The organism is Mesorhizobium sp. AR10 (assembly GCF_024746795.1).
GTDB lineage: Bacteria > Pseudomonadota > Alphaproteobacteria > Rhizobiales > Rhizobiaceae > Mesorhizobium.
In genome coordinates this window covers 3,904,636-3,918,516 of the sequence record NZ_CP080524.1, presented here as the reverse complement: position 1 = coordinate 3,918,516, position 13,881 = coordinate 3,904,636, and the positions used below count along the sequence as shown (strand labels likewise).

General features: G+C 61.9%; 18 protein-coding genes. 9 read left to right on the top strand and 9 right to left on the bottom strand.

The genetic code is table 11. The features are described from left to right. Positions 1-2 precede the first annotated feature (2 nt). The gene (gene aat, locus LHFGNBLO_RS22455; RefSeq protein ID WP_258601537.1) at positions 3-620 is read left to right on the top strand and encodes a leucyl/phenylalanyl-tRNA--protein transferase; all 618 of its coding nucleotides are present in this window, start codon (positions 3-5) and stop codon (positions 618-620) included. Between the two features lie 12 nt (positions 621-632). On the opposite strand, the gene LHFGNBLO_RS22450 is transcribed toward aat, so the two are convergent. The 3 genes from LHFGNBLO_RS22450 to LHFGNBLO_RS22440 form a co-directional block, all read right to left on the bottom strand. After that, positions 633-1,019, bottom strand: coding sequence for a hypothetical protein (locus LHFGNBLO_RS22450; RefSeq protein ID WP_258601536.1), 387 nt, complete (start codon positions 1,017-1,019; stop codon positions 633-635). A 146-nt stretch (positions 1,020-1,165) separates the two neighbouring features. Then, positions 1,166-1,624: a DUF2155 domain-containing protein gene (locus LHFGNBLO_RS22445; RefSeq protein ID WP_258601535.1), complete on the bottom strand. Its 459-nt coding sequence runs from the start codon at positions 1,622-1,624 to the stop codon at positions 1,166-1,168. A 116-nt stretch (positions 1,625-1,740) separates the two neighbouring features. Next, the gene (locus tag LHFGNBLO_RS22440) at positions 1,741-2,139 is read right to left on the bottom strand and encodes an NADH:ubiquinone oxidoreductase subunit NDUFA12 (RefSeq protein ID WP_258601534.1); all 399 of its coding nucleotides are present in this window, start codon (positions 2,137-2,139) and stop codon (positions 1,741-1,743) included. Between the two features lie 206 nt (positions 2,140-2,345). Here LHFGNBLO_RS22440 and panB point away from each other — a divergent pair, with 206 nt between their 5' ends. Continuing rightward, positions 2,346-3,182 (top strand): 3-methyl-2-oxobutanoate hydroxymethyltransferase, encoded by an 837-nt coding sequence (panB, locus tag LHFGNBLO_RS22435; protein WP_258601533.1) that lies wholly within the window; start codon positions 2,346-2,348, stop codon positions 3,180-3,182. Further along, the gene (gene panC / locus LHFGNBLO_RS22430; protein ID WP_258601532.1) at positions 3,179-4,030 is read left to right on the top strand and encodes a pantoate--beta-alanine ligase; all 852 of its coding nucleotides are present in this window, start codon (positions 3,179-3,181) and stop codon (positions 4,028-4,030) included. The genes panB and panC overlap by 4 nt, the downstream gene beginning before the upstream one ends. Before the next feature lie 97 nt (positions 4,031-4,127). On the opposite strand, the gene LHFGNBLO_RS22425 is transcribed toward panC, so the two are convergent. Genes LHFGNBLO_RS22425 through gatB form a run of 3 tightly spaced genes read right to left on the bottom strand, consistent with a single transcriptional unit; the run spans position 4,128 to position 6,826 of the window. Then, on the bottom strand, positions 4,128-4,616 hold the full coding sequence (locus tag LHFGNBLO_RS22425; protein WP_258601531.1) for a GNAT family N-acetyltransferase: 489 nt from the start codon (positions 4,614-4,616) through the stop codon (positions 4,128-4,130). Positions 4,617-4,628: 12 nt separating this feature from the next. Beyond that, complete coding sequence (locus tag LHFGNBLO_RS22420; RefSeq protein WP_258601530.1) at positions 4,629-5,324, bottom strand: DUF4386 family protein; 696 nt, start codon at positions 5,322-5,324, stop codon at positions 4,629-4,631. After that, positions 5,321-6,826 carry an Asp-tRNA(Asn)/Glu-tRNA(Gln) amidotransferase subunit GatB gene (gatB, locus tag LHFGNBLO_RS22415; protein ID WP_258601529.1) on the bottom strand — a complete coding sequence of 502 codons (1,506 nt, stop codon included), beginning with the start codon at positions 6,824-6,826 and terminating at the stop codon, positions 5,321-5,323. The genes LHFGNBLO_RS22420 and gatB overlap by 4 nt, the downstream gene beginning before the upstream one ends. Before the next feature lie 281 nt (positions 6,827-7,107). Here gatB and LHFGNBLO_RS22410 point away from each other — a divergent pair, with 281 nt between their 5' ends. Then, positions 7,108-7,362 (top strand): YjhX family toxin, encoded by a 255-nt coding sequence (locus LHFGNBLO_RS22410; protein ID WP_258601528.1) that lies wholly within the window; start codon positions 7,108-7,110, stop codon positions 7,360-7,362. Positions 7,363-7,411: 49 nt separating this feature from the next. Here the strand turns inward: LHFGNBLO_RS22410 and LHFGNBLO_RS22405 are convergent, their stop codons facing one another. Together LHFGNBLO_RS22405 and LHFGNBLO_RS22400 are read right to left on the bottom strand one after the other, a co-directional pair. Beyond that, a complete protein-coding gene (locus LHFGNBLO_RS22405; protein ID WP_258601527.1) occupies positions 7,412-7,843 on the bottom strand; it encodes a CBS domain-containing protein in 432 nt (143 codons plus the stop codon). 98 nt (positions 7,844-7,941) lie between these two features. Then, positions 7,942-8,688, bottom strand: a complete 747-nt coding sequence (locus LHFGNBLO_RS22400) for a rhomboid family intramembrane serine protease (RefSeq protein ID WP_258601526.1) — start codon at positions 8,686-8,688, stop codon at positions 7,942-7,944. Between the two features lie 269 nt (positions 8,689-8,957). Between LHFGNBLO_RS22400 and LHFGNBLO_RS22395 the strand changes: the two genes are divergently transcribed. From LHFGNBLO_RS22395 to LHFGNBLO_RS22375, 5 genes are all read left to right on the top strand, one after another. Further along, positions 8,958-10,040: a WD40/YVTN/BNR-like repeat-containing protein gene (locus LHFGNBLO_RS22395; RefSeq protein WP_258601525.1), complete on the top strand. Its 1,083-nt coding sequence runs from the start codon at positions 8,958-8,960 to the stop codon at positions 10,038-10,040. Between the two features lie 5 nt (positions 10,041-10,045). Then, positions 10,046-10,339 (top strand): MoaD/ThiS family protein, encoded by a 294-nt coding sequence (locus LHFGNBLO_RS22390; protein ID WP_258601524.1) that lies wholly within the window; start codon positions 10,046-10,048, stop codon positions 10,337-10,339. 518 nt (positions 10,340-10,857) lie between these two features. Continuing rightward, positions 10,858-11,496 (top strand): PAS domain-containing protein, encoded by a 639-nt coding sequence (locus LHFGNBLO_RS22385; RefSeq protein WP_258601523.1) that lies wholly within the window; start codon positions 10,858-10,860, stop codon positions 11,494-11,496. Between the two features lie 118 nt (positions 11,497-11,614). Then, entirely contained in the window at positions 11,615-12,232 is a 618-nt protein-coding gene (locus tag LHFGNBLO_RS22380; protein WP_258601522.1) for a PilZ domain-containing protein, read from the top strand. Positions 12,233-12,537: 305 nt separating this feature from the next. Then, complete coding sequence (locus LHFGNBLO_RS22375; RefSeq protein WP_258601521.1) at positions 12,538-13,146, top strand: transglutaminase-like cysteine peptidase; 609 nt, start codon at positions 12,538-12,540, stop codon at positions 13,144-13,146. Between the two features lie 195 nt (positions 13,147-13,341). Here LHFGNBLO_RS22375 and LHFGNBLO_RS22370 read toward each other — a convergent pair whose 3' ends face one another. Next, positions 13,342-13,869 (bottom strand): gamma carbonic anhydrase family protein, encoded by a 528-nt coding sequence (locus tag LHFGNBLO_RS22370; RefSeq protein ID WP_258601520.1) that lies wholly within the window; start codon positions 13,867-13,869, stop codon positions 13,342-13,344. Positions 13,870-13,881 lie beyond the last annotated feature (12 nt).

Genomic DNA, 13,881 nt, shown 5'->3' with positions numbered 1-13,881 from the left:
CGATGACCCGTCCCTACGCGCCCGGCTATCGCATCCCGACCGACCTTTTGCTCAAGGCCTATGCCTCGGGCGTCTTCCCGATGGCCGAAAGTGCCACCGATCCCGAAGTGTTCTGGGTGCGGCCGGAGACGCGCGGCATCATTCCGCTCGACGGTTTTCACACGCCGAAGAGCCTGAAGAAGACGATTCGGAGAAACCCATTCGACATCCGTGTCGACTTCGATTTCGAGGCAACGATCGATGGCTGCGCCGAACGGCGCGAGGAGCGCCGGTCGACCTGGATCAACGCGCCGATCCGCGAAGCCTATGTGCAACTGTATCGGCTGGGTCACTGCCATTCGGTCGAAGCGTGGCGCGAGGATCGGCTGGTCGGCGGCCTCTATGGCGTGTCGCTGGGGCGGGTGTTCTTCGGCGAAAGCATGTTCGCCAAGGAGACGGATGCTTCGAAAACCTGCCTTGTGTATCTGGTCGAACGGTTGAAGGAACGCGGCTTCGCCCTGCTTGATACCCAGTTCACGACAGAGCACTTGAAACGCTTCGGCGCGGTCGACGTGCCGCGCGGCAAATACGAAAAGGTTCTGGCCGATGCGCTGAAGGGTGAAGCCGTCTTTTTTCCATGACGGTCCGTCCTGTCAGCTTTTCGCAGCGGTCTCGATCGGCGTCTGCGCATGGAACATCATCTTCCAGCCATTGACGCGATGGACATAGCCGGTGCTGACCAGCGCCGCATAGGGTTCGCCATTCTCCCTTGTGGCATGGGCCTCGTATGTCAGCATGATTATGTCGCTGCCCGGCTCGATAATGCCTTTGAGGTCGATTTTCAGATCGCGCCAGCGATTGGGCTTGGTCGCGGTCTTGGCCAGATCGGCATTGTCCATGGCTTGCGCCATCTTCGGGAACGCGACGAGGCATTCGGTGTCGACATTGGCCTCATAGTAGGCCCTGTCGCCCGTCCAGAAGCCCCTCTCGAGTTCGAGCAGGTCATTCTTGCTGGCAGTGATCCGCTTGCTGTCTGACATCGGAAAATCCTCCGGCGCATCAATGCGCGCTCGCCTTCACCAACGTGTGGCCAGCCTCGCGGTTCCGGAGGATCAGTTCGTGTGGGTGGTGTCGGTGTTGGCCGCTTGCGGAACTGCGGCTGCCCTCAGCTTGAAAGCGCAGCCGCCTAATTGGTTTTGGGAGCTGCGGGTGCCGGCACGTCCGACTTCTGCTTGCAGCCCTTCAGCCAGACGTCATAGACGGCGTGCTCGACGGCGTTGAGGCCTGGGCTTTCGGCAAACATCCAGCCGGTGAAGATGCGGCGGATCTTGCGATCCAGCGTGATCTCATCGACCTCGACAAAGGAATCGGTCTTCGGCTCTTCCGTTTCCGGCTGGGAATAACAGATGCGCGGCGTCACCTGCAAAGCGCCGAACTGCACCGTCTCGTCGATATAGACATCGAAGGTGATGATGCGGCCGGTGATCTTGTCGATGCCGGCGAATTCGGCGACCGGGTTGGTGATGCGATCGGACACTGCGGGCGCTGCCGGCGCTGCCGGCGTCTGCGCACCGGCAAACGCCGCCGTGCAAGCGACTGCCGCCAGCGTCAGTCCGCCCATCGAGATTCGGCTGAAAATGCTCATGCAAGGGTACCGGTGGTTTGTGCCCGGGTGATTCTCTCAATCGCCAAGGCTAGTCGCCGCTTTCATATCAGCAAGCAGCTAAACGCCAATTGTGGCGACAAAAGACCGGCGGCCGGTCAAGAGCCGGGCGTCCAGGCGTCGTAGTCGCCCGTCACCTGCGGGCGGTGCTGGTTGGTCAGCACCGAACCCTTCGGCCGGTAGGCAGCAGCACTTCCTGTGAGGTTCGGCTCATGTGGCTTCTGCCATTCCCGCGGCTTGTAGTCCTCGCTCGGGGGTGCTGTATCGACACGGTGATGTATCCAGCCGTGCCAGCCGGGTGGGATCGCCGAGGCTTCCGAGTAATTGCGGTAGATGACCCAGCGGCGGGTACGGCCTTCCGAATCGACACCGCCCTCGTAGTAGATGTTGCCGGTTTCGTCCTGCCCGACCTGCTTGCCATGGCGCCAAGTGTGCAAGCGCGTTCCCAGCGTCTGGCTGTTCCACCAGGTGAAAAACTGCAGAAGGAAAGTTTTCATCCAGATCCTCGCGGCGGCAAGCAGCGGCGCCCGTTTCCTGCTTATGGCGTCAGCCTATCGCGAAGGCAAGAGTTTTGGCGCGGTTGCGGCACTAGGTCGTCTAGCGAAGCCACAAACGTCACGCTTGCCAATCCTCCTTCGTCTTCCTAAAGCTCTGCGCGCCCGGTTCGGGTATCCGGCCGATTGCCGGCTGAGGGAGGTGAAGATTGGCCCCAGACGTGTCCGCCGCCGACACCCGGCTAAGCGCCGAGACCATTCGTCGTCGCAAGGGCGGCGTGCCGATCGTCTGCCTTACCGCCTATACCTACCCTGTCGCCCGCCTGCTCGACGACCACGTCGATCTGCTGCTGGTCGGTGACAGCGTCGCCATGGTCCTGCATGGCCACAAGACCACGCTCGGAGCCTCGCTGGAGATGATGATTGCCCATGGGCAAGCCGTGATGCGCGGTTCAGCCAAAGCCTGCGTGGTGGTCGACATGCCGGCGGGCAGCTATGAGGACTCGGCGGCGCAAGCCGTTGCCTCGGCACGACGGATCGTCGATGAAACCGGCTGCCAGGCCGTCAAGGTGGAGGGCGGCGTCGACATGGCCGGGCAGATCGCGGCCATCGCCGCGGCCGGCATTCCGGTAATGGGACATATCGGCTTGCTGCCGCAATCGGTGGAGAAGGACGGCGGCTACCGGATCAAGGGCCGCACGCAGGAGAATGTGGCGGCCCTGTTTCGCGACGCCGACGCCGTCGAGAAAGCCGGCGCGTTTTCGGTGGTCATCGAAGGCACCGTCGAGACCGTCGCCGCCGACCTTACCCGGCACATGTCCATCCCAACCATCGGCATCGGCGCCAGCGGCGACTGCGACGGCCAGATCCTCGTCATCGACGACATGGTTGGCCTGACCGTCGACCGGGTGCCGAAATTCGTCAAGGAATATGCCGATCTGCGCAGCGTGATCTCGGATGCGGCAGCGCGATATGCGGCCGAGGTTCGAAGCCGGACATTTCCCGGTCCGGGTCACGTCTTCTCAGCCAGCAAGGACAAGGCATGAGCCGGCCGATCGTCGTCGACAGCGTTGCCGGCCTTCGCGCGCAAATCCGTGACTGGCGGCGCGAAGGCCTGAGCGTTGCCATGGTGCCGACCATGGGCGCACTGCATGACGGCCATATCTCGTTGGTCAGGATCGCGCTCGAAAGGGCCGATCGCTGCGTCGTCTCGATCTTCGTCAATCCGACCCAGTTCGCGCCGACCGAAGACCTCGACAAATACCCGCGCCAGCTTGCTCACGATCTCGACCGGCTGGCGCAGGCCGGCGCGCATCTTGCCTTCACTCCTGATGTCTCAGAGATGTACCGAGCGGGCTTTGCCACGAAAATTTCGGTCGGCGGCCCCTCGTCCGGGCTCGAATCGGATTTCAGGCCGACCTTCTTCGACGGCGTCGCCACGGTCGTCGCAAAGCTCTTTCTGCAAGCGTCTCCCGACCAGGCGATCTTCGGCGAAAAGGACTACCAGCAGCTGTGCGTCGTCAGACAGCTTTGCCGCGACCTCGACCTTCCGGTGGAAATCATCGGCGCGCCGACTGTGCGCGACGCGCATGGCCTCGCCATGTCGTCGCGCAACGCCTATCTCACCGCAACCGAGCTCGAAATCGCCCGACAGCTCAACGCGATCTTGCGCAGGACGGCGGCGGCACTTGTGGCCGGCGCCGACGAAAGCAGCGCCACCGGCGAAGCCAGTCAAGCTCTGCTCAGCGCCGGCTTCAATATCGTCAACTATGTCGCGGCACGCGAAAGCCTGACGCTTGGCCCGTGGCGGCGAAACCATGACGGTCGCCTGCTCGCCGCCGCCTGGCTAGGCAAGACCAGGCTGATCGACAATGTGGAGATTCCCCGCGCCTAGACCATGATCCCGAAAAGTGGGAACCGGTTTTCGAATAAGATCATGGTCAAGCAAGAAGCTAGAGCCCCATCCCGATTCCATCGGGATGGATCAGGCTCTATCCGATAGCCTTCTCGAAGATCAGCGCCGGCAGCCCTGAACCGCCGCCGCAATCGGCGGTGTTGCCGGCGGGCAGAAATCCTTTCGCGCGGTAGAAGGCGATGGCTGTTGCGTTTGCTTCTTCCACCTCCAGGCGCAACGTTCGTGCCTCCGGAAAACTGGCCTCGACCTCTTCCAGCAGCGCCTGACCGATCCCTTGCCGCTGGCAGGCCGGATGCACGTAGAGCTGGTTCAACACGACGATCTTCGCATCCGTTGTGGCAGCGGCGAAGGCCATGCCGCCGATGCGCTTGCCGTCATCGGCCACCAGGAATTCGGAGTTCGGCCGTGTCAGCCGCGCTTTGAGCGAGGCGATCGAATGCCACTCATCGGTGATCTCGGTGACCCTGCCGGCTCCATAGATGCTGTCGTAGGTCGCGTGCCACGTTTCGACCAGCAGCGCCCGGATGGCAACAAGGTCGCGTTCCCCAGCGGTGCGGACGAACATCGGTTTTCTCGCCTAAGCTTCGACGGGCTTGCGTTTGAAATCGATTACCGCAAGCAGCACGACCCAGATCAGGAGCACCAGGCTGCCCGGCATGTTGGCCGCCATGGCGGCGCCGGAAAAACCGGTTGCCGCCGTGGCGAAGCCGCCAATCAAGACGCCAACAGCGCCGGCACCACCGAGCAACGACAACCACACTGGACAGCGCCTGGCCTGATGCAATGCGACGCAGGCGAGCAGGACAGTCAGGCCGAGCAGCATGGCGCTCACCGCGGCAAAGCCGACTTCGATCTGGCGCACCGCAAGGGCTGCGTTGAACAGGGATGGCTTCGCGGCCTCTTCTGCCGCCGCCCAGGCATCGACCATGGCTTTTAGCGCGATGCCGTCGACCGCCTGCAAGGCAGAAGCAGCCGCCAGCGACGCCGCGCCGAAGACGATTGTCAGCAGGGCAGCGCCGCGTGCCGGACCTTGGGACAGACGGCCAATGATCAGCAGCATGCCGGCGACCATCGCCGAAACGCCGGCAAGCTGGGCCATGTGACTGAACAGCCAATTGGGGTCGGCGGCATATTCACCGAAGGCGGCAAGCGCGTCATTCGGGTCCTCATGCATCGGGTGCAGAAGCGTGCCCATGAAAAGCAGCACTGCACCAACGATCAGCAGGGCCGACGAGAGGCCGGCCTGGTTCCGCGATTGCGGACCTCCACTCATTGATCCACGATGCCGAGCTTCGCCTTGACGAGATCGTTTACCGCCTGCGGATTGGCCTTGCCGCCGGTCGCCTTCATCACCTGGCCGACGAACCAGCCGGCCATGGTCGGCTTGGCGCGCGCCTGCTCCACCTTGTCCGGGTTGGCGGCGATGACCTCGTCGACCGCCTTTTCGATGGCGCCGCTGTCGGTGACCTGCTTCATGCCCCGGCTTTCAACCAGCTGGCGCGGATCACCGCCCTCGTTCCAGACGATCTCGAACAGGTCCTTGGCGATCTTGCCGGAGATGGTTCCTTCCCTGATCAGGTCGATGACTGCACCCAGCTGATCGGGCGAAACCGGAGCATTTTCAATATCCTTGCCGGCCTTGTTCAGCTGACCAAGCAGATCGTTGATGACCCAGTTGGCGGCAAGCTTGCCGTCGCGTCCGGCGGCCACCTTCTCGAAATAGTCGGCGATCGGCTTTTCCGAGACCAGGATCGAGGCGTCGTATGTCGACAGGCCGAGCGAGGAGATCAGCCGCGCCTTCTTGTCATCCGGAAGCTCGGGCAGGTCTTTCGCCAGCGCATCGACATAGGCCTGGTCGAATTCCAGCGGCAGAAGGTCCGGGTCGGGGAAATAACGGTAGTCATGCGCCTCTTCCTTGGAGCGCATCGAGCGCGTCTCGCCCTTTACGGCATCGAACAGCCGCGTTTCCTGGTCGATCTTGCCGCCATCCTCCAGAATGGCGATCTGCCGACGCGCCTCGTATTCGATCGCCTGGCCGATGAAGCGGATCGAGTTGACGTTCTTGATCTCGCAACGCGTACCGAATTCGCCACCAGGCTTGCGCACCGAGACGTTGACGTCGGCGCGCATCGAGCCTTCATCCATGTTGCCGTCGCAGGTGCCGAGATAGCGCACGATGGTGCGCAGCTTGGTCACATAGGCCTTGGCTTCATCGGCCGAACGCATGTCGGGCTTGGAGACGATCTCCATCAGCGCCACGCCAGAGCGGTTGAGATCGACATAGGACATGGTCGGATGCTGGTCGTGCATCGACTTGCCGGCATCCTGCTCCAGATGCAGCCGCTCGATGCCGACCTCGATGTCCTCGAATTCGCCCTGGCGATCGGGGCCAACAGAAACGATCACCGTGCCCTCGCCGACGATCGGCTGCTTGAACTGCGAGATCTGGTAGCCCTGCGGCAGATCCGGATAAAAGTAGTTTTTCCGGTCGAAGACAGACTTGTGATTGATTTCGGCCTTCAGCCCAAGGCCGGTGCGGATCGCCTGCTTGACGCATTCCTCGTTGATGACCGGCAACATGCCCGGCATCGCCGCATCGACCAGGCTGACATTGGCGTTTGGCGCAGCACCGAAAGCAGTCGAAGCGCCGGAGAACAGCTTTGCCTCAGAGGTCACCTGCGCGTGCACCTCGAGGCCGATGATGATCTCCCAGTCGCCGGTGGCGCCTGGGATCAGGCGTTTGGCGTCGGGCGTGCGGGTATCGATGAGGGTCATGGTGGCCTACGGTTCTAGCTCGCGAATATTGCGATTTTCGCGAATTTGGGTGTTGGCCTTCGCTAGTGCAAACAGCTTCGCGAGACAAGCGCAAAGCCGCAGGCTGGCCTTTTCAGCCACTTTCGCCTATAGGACGCCCATCCCAATGGAGAGTGGATGTCCACTTACGCTCAGTCCCGGTAAGGCCCTGACCTCGTAGCGAGGCAGGGCAGAAAAACCTGAACCCCGTGCCGCGAAGCATCGCGGCGGCGGCTTTTTGTGTTTTCCCGGAACTCACACATATGGATATTTCGCGCACTGAACAGCGCATCCTGCACCTGCTTGCGCAGGGCGGGCGCATCGAAATCGAAAAGAACCAGAAAAAGCGGATCGCCTCCGTCAAATGCCTGACCCGCGACGGCTGGCATTATCCGGGTGTCGATCTCGACCTGTTTCGAAAACTGAAGCGGAAGAAGGCGGTTTCCTCGTCGAGTGGCGGCCCCTACCGCACCCGGCGCGGACTCGAACTCGTCCGCTCCGAACTCGACAATAGATGAGGCAAATCCCGCCGGCCGGCATCCCGGTCGGCGGTTTCTCTTGCTGAACCTATGCCGTGGCTATGTAGGCTCTAATCTCGTCGGCCTCGCGCTCGACATCCTCGATGCGGCGCTTGACCACATCGCCAATGGAGATGATGCCGTCGAGCAGACCGTCCTTTTCCACCGGCAAATGGCGGAAGCGACCTTTGGTCATGATTTCCATGACCTCGTTGACGGTGTGGTTTTCGTTGCAGATCTTCACTTTCGGCGTCATCGCCGAACGCACAGCAATGTTCAGCGCGGCCGCTCCTTCCTTCGCGAGGACCCGCACGATGTCGCGCTCGGAAAGAATGCCGACGATCTTGTGATCGCCATTGGTGATGACCAGCGCACCGATCTTGTGATCTGTCAGGATGCGAATGGCCTCGCTCAGCTTTTCGTTTGGCCCGAGCGTCATCACGTCATGGCCTTTTTTCTCGAGAATTGCCTTAACAGTCATGGCGTCCTCCTCAGTTGCGCGCCGGTTCCTGCCCTGACCGGCTTTCACGTTCTGGTGAACATCGTGCGCCGTGATCCGTTGCATTTCAAGTGCGGTGGTCACTGCTCGTGCTCGTGGACCTCCTGCGGTCGCCGATCGAAAGCGCGCAGTCCGAAGAAGCCGGCGACAAAGCCGCCAATATGGGCTTCCCAGGCGATCTGGCTTTCGACCCCGGGTGCGAAGCCGACAAGGCCGGTGACGAGGTTGATCACCATCCAGACAGCCAGAAAGGTCATGACGCCGCGCGAGCGCAACACCGCCGCTATCGGCAGTGGCGCGCCGGCAAAGGCGGCCTTGCCGGATGAGCGGTCGATGCGGAAGCCAAAGCGCGCCGCCGCTCCCATCATGCCGGAAATCGCGCCGGACGCACCAACCAGCGGCGCCTCGCCAAGCGGGTGCACGGCCCAGAACAGCACCACCGCCGCCAAACCCGTGGCCGCGAAGAACAGCGAAAACCAAAGCGTGCCGAAGCGGTTCGCCAGCGGTGAGCCGAAAGCCGCGAGCCACACCATGTTGATGGCGAGATGCGCGAAACCGCCATGCAGGAAGGCATAGGTGAACGGGCTCGAAAATGCGTAGAAATCGATGTCGAAGCGGCCGGAATAGCGGATCGGAATGAAGGCTGCCCGGATCAGCAAGGAAAAATCCTGCTCGTCGGTGAGCCCATAATACCGGATCAGGTGGACGACCACGCAAATGCCGATCACCGCCAGCACCACAGGCGGCAGGTTGAACACCGGTTCGCGGCGCGGCTCCGGCGTTTCATCCATCGGTTCGGTCTCGGAGGGGCTTACCGGTTCGCTCATTCGCATTCGTCCAGGGATTCGTCCCGCGAGCTTTAGAGCAAGGATGCTTCGGTTGAAACTGCCCTGCATCCCCTGACAGCTCGCATGGCACGCTCCAACGCGGCGTCAGGTGATGACTGCAGAGATCGCGTTGTCCCCGATGGCATGGAGGCGGCATATCTTCTCATCTTGGCTTCGACGGGTTTAGACTGCAAAAAAATTTCTGACCCCTGTCGGCCAGGCCCACGCTCCGTCGTCCTTGATGAAAGGCATGCAATCGGGAGGAGAAAATGCCAGAAAAAGTCCTGGTCCTCATCGGCACGAAAAAAGGCGCCTTCATCGCCGAGAGCGATGGGAAGCGCGGGTCGTGGAAGCTGCGCGGTCCGTTCTGCGAGCATTGGCCGATGAACCACGTCGTAGGGGACGCCGCGACCGGCGCGATCTACGGTGCCGGCGGCAACGAATGGTTCGGTCCGGCGGTCTGGAAGTCGAACGACCTTGGCGAGACCTGGACGCATTCCAGTGAAGGCTTGGCCTATGAAGCTGGCGAAGAACCGATCAAGGCGGTGTGGAGCCTCGCCAGGCGCAACGGCTGCCTCTATGCCGGCGTGCAGCCGGCCGGCCTTTTTCGCTCCGACGACGGCGGCGCCACCTGGGGCCACATCGAGGGCTTGCAGAACCACCCCAGCCGTAAGGACTGGAACCCGGGCGGCGCCGGCCTCATCCTCCATTCCATCGTCACGCACCCCAGAGACGAGGAGCAGATCTGGGTGGGCATTTCGTCCGCAGGCGTGTTCTACACCTGGGACGGCGGCAAGACATGGGAACCGCGCAACCGCGGCACCCGCGCAGACTTCCTGCCCGCAGGACAAAACTATCCAGAGTTCGGCCAGTGCGTGCACTGCCTGGTGATGGCGCCCAGCAAGCCCGATCGGCTCTACCAGCAGAACCATTGCGGCATGTACCGCTCCGACGACGGCGGCAAGAACTGGCAGAGCATCGAGAACGGCCTTCCCTCGACCTTCGGTTTTCCTGCGGCCACGCATCCGCGCGACGCCGACACCCTCTTCCTCCTGCCGCTCAACGGCGACAGTGCCGGCCGCTACGTGCCTAACGCGAAAGCGGCTGTCTGGAAGACGGAGGATGCGGGCGCCACCTGGTTGGACGAGCGCGAGGGCCTGCCGCAGGAGAACTGCTATGCCGGCGTGTTGCGGCAAGCCATGGCGACCGATAGCCTCGAGCCGGCCGGCGTCTATTTCGGCACCAGCGGCGGCTCGCTCTTCGCCAGTGCCAACGAAGGCGAAAACTGGTCGGAGATCGCTCGGCATCTGCCAATGATCCTGTCCGTCGAGACAATGGTGGTGAGCGGGTAGAGCAAATGCCGAACGACACCGCCAGCAGCGTGTCCCTTGTTGTCGCCCGGCTCCCGGGCGTGCTCGTCGACCTGTTTCCCGGCGCGCCGCGCCGGGTCGAACTGCCGGCCTCGACAGTGAGGGAAATGATCGACGGGCTGGACGCGCTCTGGCCCGGAATGCGCGACCGCATGTGCGATTCCCGCCCTGCGATCCGCCGCCATATGAACGTCTTCGTCGATGGCGAGAAGGCAACCCTGGAAACCAGGCTCGCGCCCGGCTCCGAGGTTTTTATCCTAACGGCGATCAGCGGCGGTTAGGCCAGGGAAGACGCGTTGCCGATGATCGGACCATTGCCCGCACCCCGGCGAGCAAAGATCCTCCTTGCCAATGGTTCATGTCGCCGAAAAGTGCGCAGCAGTTTCAGGCCGGCATTCATGAAACACAACGAGTCAAAGCGCGTCGTGTGAATCCCCTTCAAAGCGCAACGCGCCCTGGCCGCGAATCGCCCATCCGGCGAATCATCGGCCGCGAATCAAAAAAGAAGCCGTCCAAGGTTTCCCTTGAACGGCTGTCGAGCCCCCTAGCTCCCCTAAAACTCTTGACTGAAGTGCTGCCGATCGTTGCGAAACGACCGCTTCTGGAGTGATTTTTATGTGCCACGGGCCCGGCCCCGACGCAACGTAAACCACTTGTTAACCTTAACGTCCCCGACCCGTGAACAAGTATCAACGACGCTGGCACGCATCCTGCAACGCAACGCATGTAAGTCATCGGAGGGCGCCCTTTCTGTTCACCGATGGGACATCATAAGACAGATTGCGCGGAGCTGCATAGCATGAACCAGAACGGATCAATCACGCTGTTCCAATATTGGAACCGACTGCGTGATGGGCGCACTGCCCCGAAGCGTTCGGAGGTGGAGCCCGCCGATATCAAGTCGCTGTTGGCCGACACCTTCATCCTGGAAAGGGATACGCGCGGTGAAGCCGTATTCCGGCTTGCCGGCACCCGGCTTTGCGCCAGCTATGGCCGCGAACTCAAGGGTTTTTCCTTTCCCTCGCTATGGCGCGAGAAGGACCAGCGGCTTGTCTCCAAGCTTATACATGGCGTCTTCGAGCAGAAATCCGTCGTGCTCATCACCTATGAGGGCCTCAGCCGCAATGGCCGCTCCAACAGGTTCGAGCTGCTTGCTTTGCCGCTCGATGGCGGGGTCGAAAATCCGCGCTGCCTCGGCGTGATCAGCGCGGTCAAAAAGCCGTTCTGGCTGGGCGCCGACCCGATCACCGACGCGTTGATCGACACGATCCGCGTCGTCGATCCGGACAACGAGCCGATGTCCCTGAAAAACCGGCCTGCGATCGCCGTTCCCTCGCTTGTTCCGTCCGAATTCGATCCGCCCGAAACGATTTCGGCACTTGGCCGGGCACGCCGCATCCGCCATCTGGTCGTGTTCGACGGCGGTCGCGAGGAGTAGCCTCAAATCTTAAGGCACTTCGGCCGACTTTTCCCCTTTGTTAACCTGCTTCGCTGTAGTTTTCAGGTGAAGTTCCTCGCATCGACGCGCAGGAAATGCCAACGGGGTGTAGGCAGTGATGAGGTCAGCGGCGGTCGAATCCGCGCCGTCCCGCGCCGAAAGGCGTAACTTTCAGCGCGTCCGGGTAAAGATCTACGGGCGCTTCATGCTGGAAGACCGCACCGAACATCCGTGCCAGGTGATCGACATGTCGCCGGGCAATGTCGCGCTTCGCACCGAGCGTGTCGGCATGCCGGGCGAAAAAGTCATAGCCTATATCGATCATATCGGCCGCATCGAGGGCGTCGTCACCCGCACCTCGCAGGATGGCTTCGCGATGACCGTCATCGCCTCGGACCGCAAGAAGGACAAGCTCGCCGCGCAGCTGACCTGGCTTGCCAACAAGCATGAACTCGATCTGCCGGAAGACCGTCGTCACGAACGCGTGGCGCCGCGCAACCCGACAAGCGTGCTTCAGCTCATCGACGGACGCCAGTATCAGTGCCGCATCATCGACCTGTCTCTGTCGGGTGCCGCGATCGAGATCGACGTCAAGCCGGCGATCGGGATCCAGGTCATACTAGGAACCATGCGCGGCCAGGTGGTGCGCCATTTCGAGGATGGCGTCGCCATCGAATTCGCCGTCATCCAGCGGCCCGAAACACTCGATTCCGAGTTCAACACGCCGCGCGCCTGACGGATAACCAACACGCCACGCAATCGAACCGGCCCATTGCGGCCGGTTTTTTGTTGGCCGAACCTGTCTGCCTCAAGCTTGTCGTCGGATGGCCGTAAAGACCGGCAATCCGTGCACACACCGACAAGCCCAGGGCCGCGCCCGCAGCGAATGCCTGCCTCACGAAAAATGTCTCAACAATTTTATACTCAAATGATTCAAATTTTATGTTTATTCTACTGAGGTTTTACTCAATATCTACTTCGGGTTTTTGCGTCAAATAAATCCAACCATGTCATGGTCTCCTCAAACGGGGAGACTGAACAATGGAGAAGACGAGGGGCAAGCTATTGCTTTTGGCAATAGCGATGCAGCTTTCCGCTTGGGGAACAGCGGAAGCGGCGGGACCGGCCTTCATGCACACCGGCGGGCGCACCACACAGCCGGTCGGTCACTACGAGTTCTGTCGGCAACTTCCGCAGGAATGCAACGAGAGGACGCCAAAGCAGGCGCCGGTCCAACTGACCCGCAAGCTGTGGGCGACGATCGTCAACATCAACAATTCGGTCAACACCAGGGTCATGCCCCGCACCGACATGGAACAGTGGGGCAAGGAAGAGGTCTGGTCCTATCCCGACAATGGCTTCGGCGATTGCGAGGACTATGCGCTGGAGAAGCGCCGGGAGTTGATGAGCGCTGGCGTTCCGGCCGGCAATTTGCTGATGACCGTGGCGCGCCAGCCGAATGGTGACGGCCATGCCGTGCTGACCGTACGCACCAGCCTCGGCGAGTTCATTCTCGACAATCTGGAGCCCAGGGTGCTGGCCTGGACCGACACCGACTACACCTACCTGAAGCGTCAATCGGACCAGAATTCCGGCGTTTGGGTGACGATCAACGACGGCCGCGCCGACGCGGTCGCCAGCGTCCGTTAAGGACGCCAATGCAGGTCGCCCAAAAGTGCGCAACGGTTTGGGATTTCGGCATGCATGAAACAGAGGTCAAGCGGGTCGCATAAATGCGACGCGCTTAAGGAGAAAACCCGGTCGAGTCCCCACCCTCCCCGTCCCCAACGACCGGGTTTAAGGAGCCGGCCCCGTCCCCGGGCCGGCTCCGCCATTTCAGGGGTACTACGCCCCTTTCAGCCCCGCCTTGAATCGCTTGCCGTTGGCGACGTAGTGCGCGGCTGACCCGCGCAGCTTTGCGACCGCCGCTTCGTCCAGCGCTCTGGTCACGCGCGCGGGCGAACCGATGATCAGCGAATTGTCGGGGAATTGCTTGCCTTCGGTGACCAGCGCGCCGGCGCCGACCAGCGAGTTCTTGCCGATTTTCGCGCCGTTCAGGATGATGGCGCCCATGCCGATCAGGCTGTTGTCGCCGATCGTGCAGCCATGCAGCAGGGCGCGGTGGCCGATCGTGCAGCCTTGCCCTATCGTCAGGGGAAAGCCGGGATCGGTGTGCATCACCGTGTGCTCCTGCACATTGCTGTCGGCGCCGATGACGATGGGCTCGTTGTCGCCCCTGATGACGACGCCGAACCAGAAACCGGCATTGCGGCCGACCCGCACATCGCCGATCAACGTGGCGTCGGGCGCAATCCAGTTGCTGTCGGCGTCCTCGAAGCTGGGCGCTTTTCCATCGATCGCATAGGCCGGCATTTTGCGTCTCCG

Bases quoted from the DNA above. Each gene is read 5' to 3' on its own strand.
- aat (WP_258601537.1), top strand. From the start codon at position 3: ATGACCCGTCCCTACGCGCCCGGCTATCGCATCCCGACCGACCTTTTG.
- LHFGNBLO_RS22450 (WP_258601536.1), bottom strand. From the start codon at position 1,019: ATGTCAGACAGCAAGCGGATCACTGCCAGCAAGAATGACCTGCTCGAA.
- LHFGNBLO_RS22445 (WP_258601535.1), bottom strand. From the start codon at position 1,624: ATGAGCATTTTCAGCCGAATCTCGATGGGCGGACTGACGCTGGCGGCA.
- LHFGNBLO_RS22440 (WP_258601534.1), bottom strand. From the start codon at position 2,139: ATGAAAACTTTCCTTCTGCAGTTTTTCACCTGGTGGAACAGCCAGACG.
- panC (WP_258601532.1), top strand. From the start codon at position 3,179: ATGAGCCGGCCGATCGTCGTCGACAGCGTTGCCGGCCTTCGCGCGCAA.
- LHFGNBLO_RS22425 (WP_258601531.1), bottom strand. From the start codon at position 4,616: ATGTTCGTCCGCACCGCTGGGGAACGCGACCTTGTTGCCATCCGGGCG.
- LHFGNBLO_RS22420 (WP_258601530.1), bottom strand. From the start codon at position 5,324: ATGAGTGGAGGTCCGCAATCGCGGAACCAGGCCGGCCTCTCGTCGGCC.
- gatB (WP_258601529.1), bottom strand. From the start codon at position 6,826: ATGACCCTCATCGATACCCGCACGCCCGACGCCAAACGCCTGATCCCA.
- LHFGNBLO_RS22410 (WP_258601528.1), top strand. From the start codon at position 7,108: ATGGATATTTCGCGCACTGAACAGCGCATCCTGCACCTGCTTGCGCAG.
- LHFGNBLO_RS22405 (WP_258601527.1), bottom strand. From the start codon at position 7,843: ATGACTGTTAAGGCAATTCTCGAGAAAAAAGGCCATGACGTGATGACG.
- LHFGNBLO_RS22400 (WP_258601526.1), bottom strand. From the start codon at position 8,688: ATGAGCGAACCGGTAAGCCCCTCCGAGACCGAACCGATGGATGAAACG.
- LHFGNBLO_RS22395 (WP_258601525.1), top strand. From the start codon at position 8,958: ATGCCAGAAAAAGTCCTGGTCCTCATCGGCACGAAAAAAGGCGCCTTC.
- LHFGNBLO_RS22390 (WP_258601524.1), top strand. From the start codon at position 10,046: ATGCCGAACGACACCGCCAGCAGCGTGTCCCTTGTTGTCGCCCGGCTC.
- LHFGNBLO_RS22385 (WP_258601523.1), top strand. From the start codon at position 10,858: ATGAACCAGAACGGATCAATCACGCTGTTCCAATATTGGAACCGACTG.
- LHFGNBLO_RS22380 (WP_258601522.1), top strand. From the start codon at position 11,615: ATGAGGTCAGCGGCGGTCGAATCCGCGCCGTCCCGCGCCGAAAGGCGT.
- LHFGNBLO_RS22375 (WP_258601521.1), top strand. From the start codon at position 12,538: ATGGAGAAGACGAGGGGCAAGCTATTGCTTTTGGCAATAGCGATGCAG.
- LHFGNBLO_RS22370 (WP_258601520.1), bottom strand. From the start codon at position 13,869: ATGCCGGCCTATGCGATCGATGGAAAAGCGCCCAGCTTCGAGGACGCC.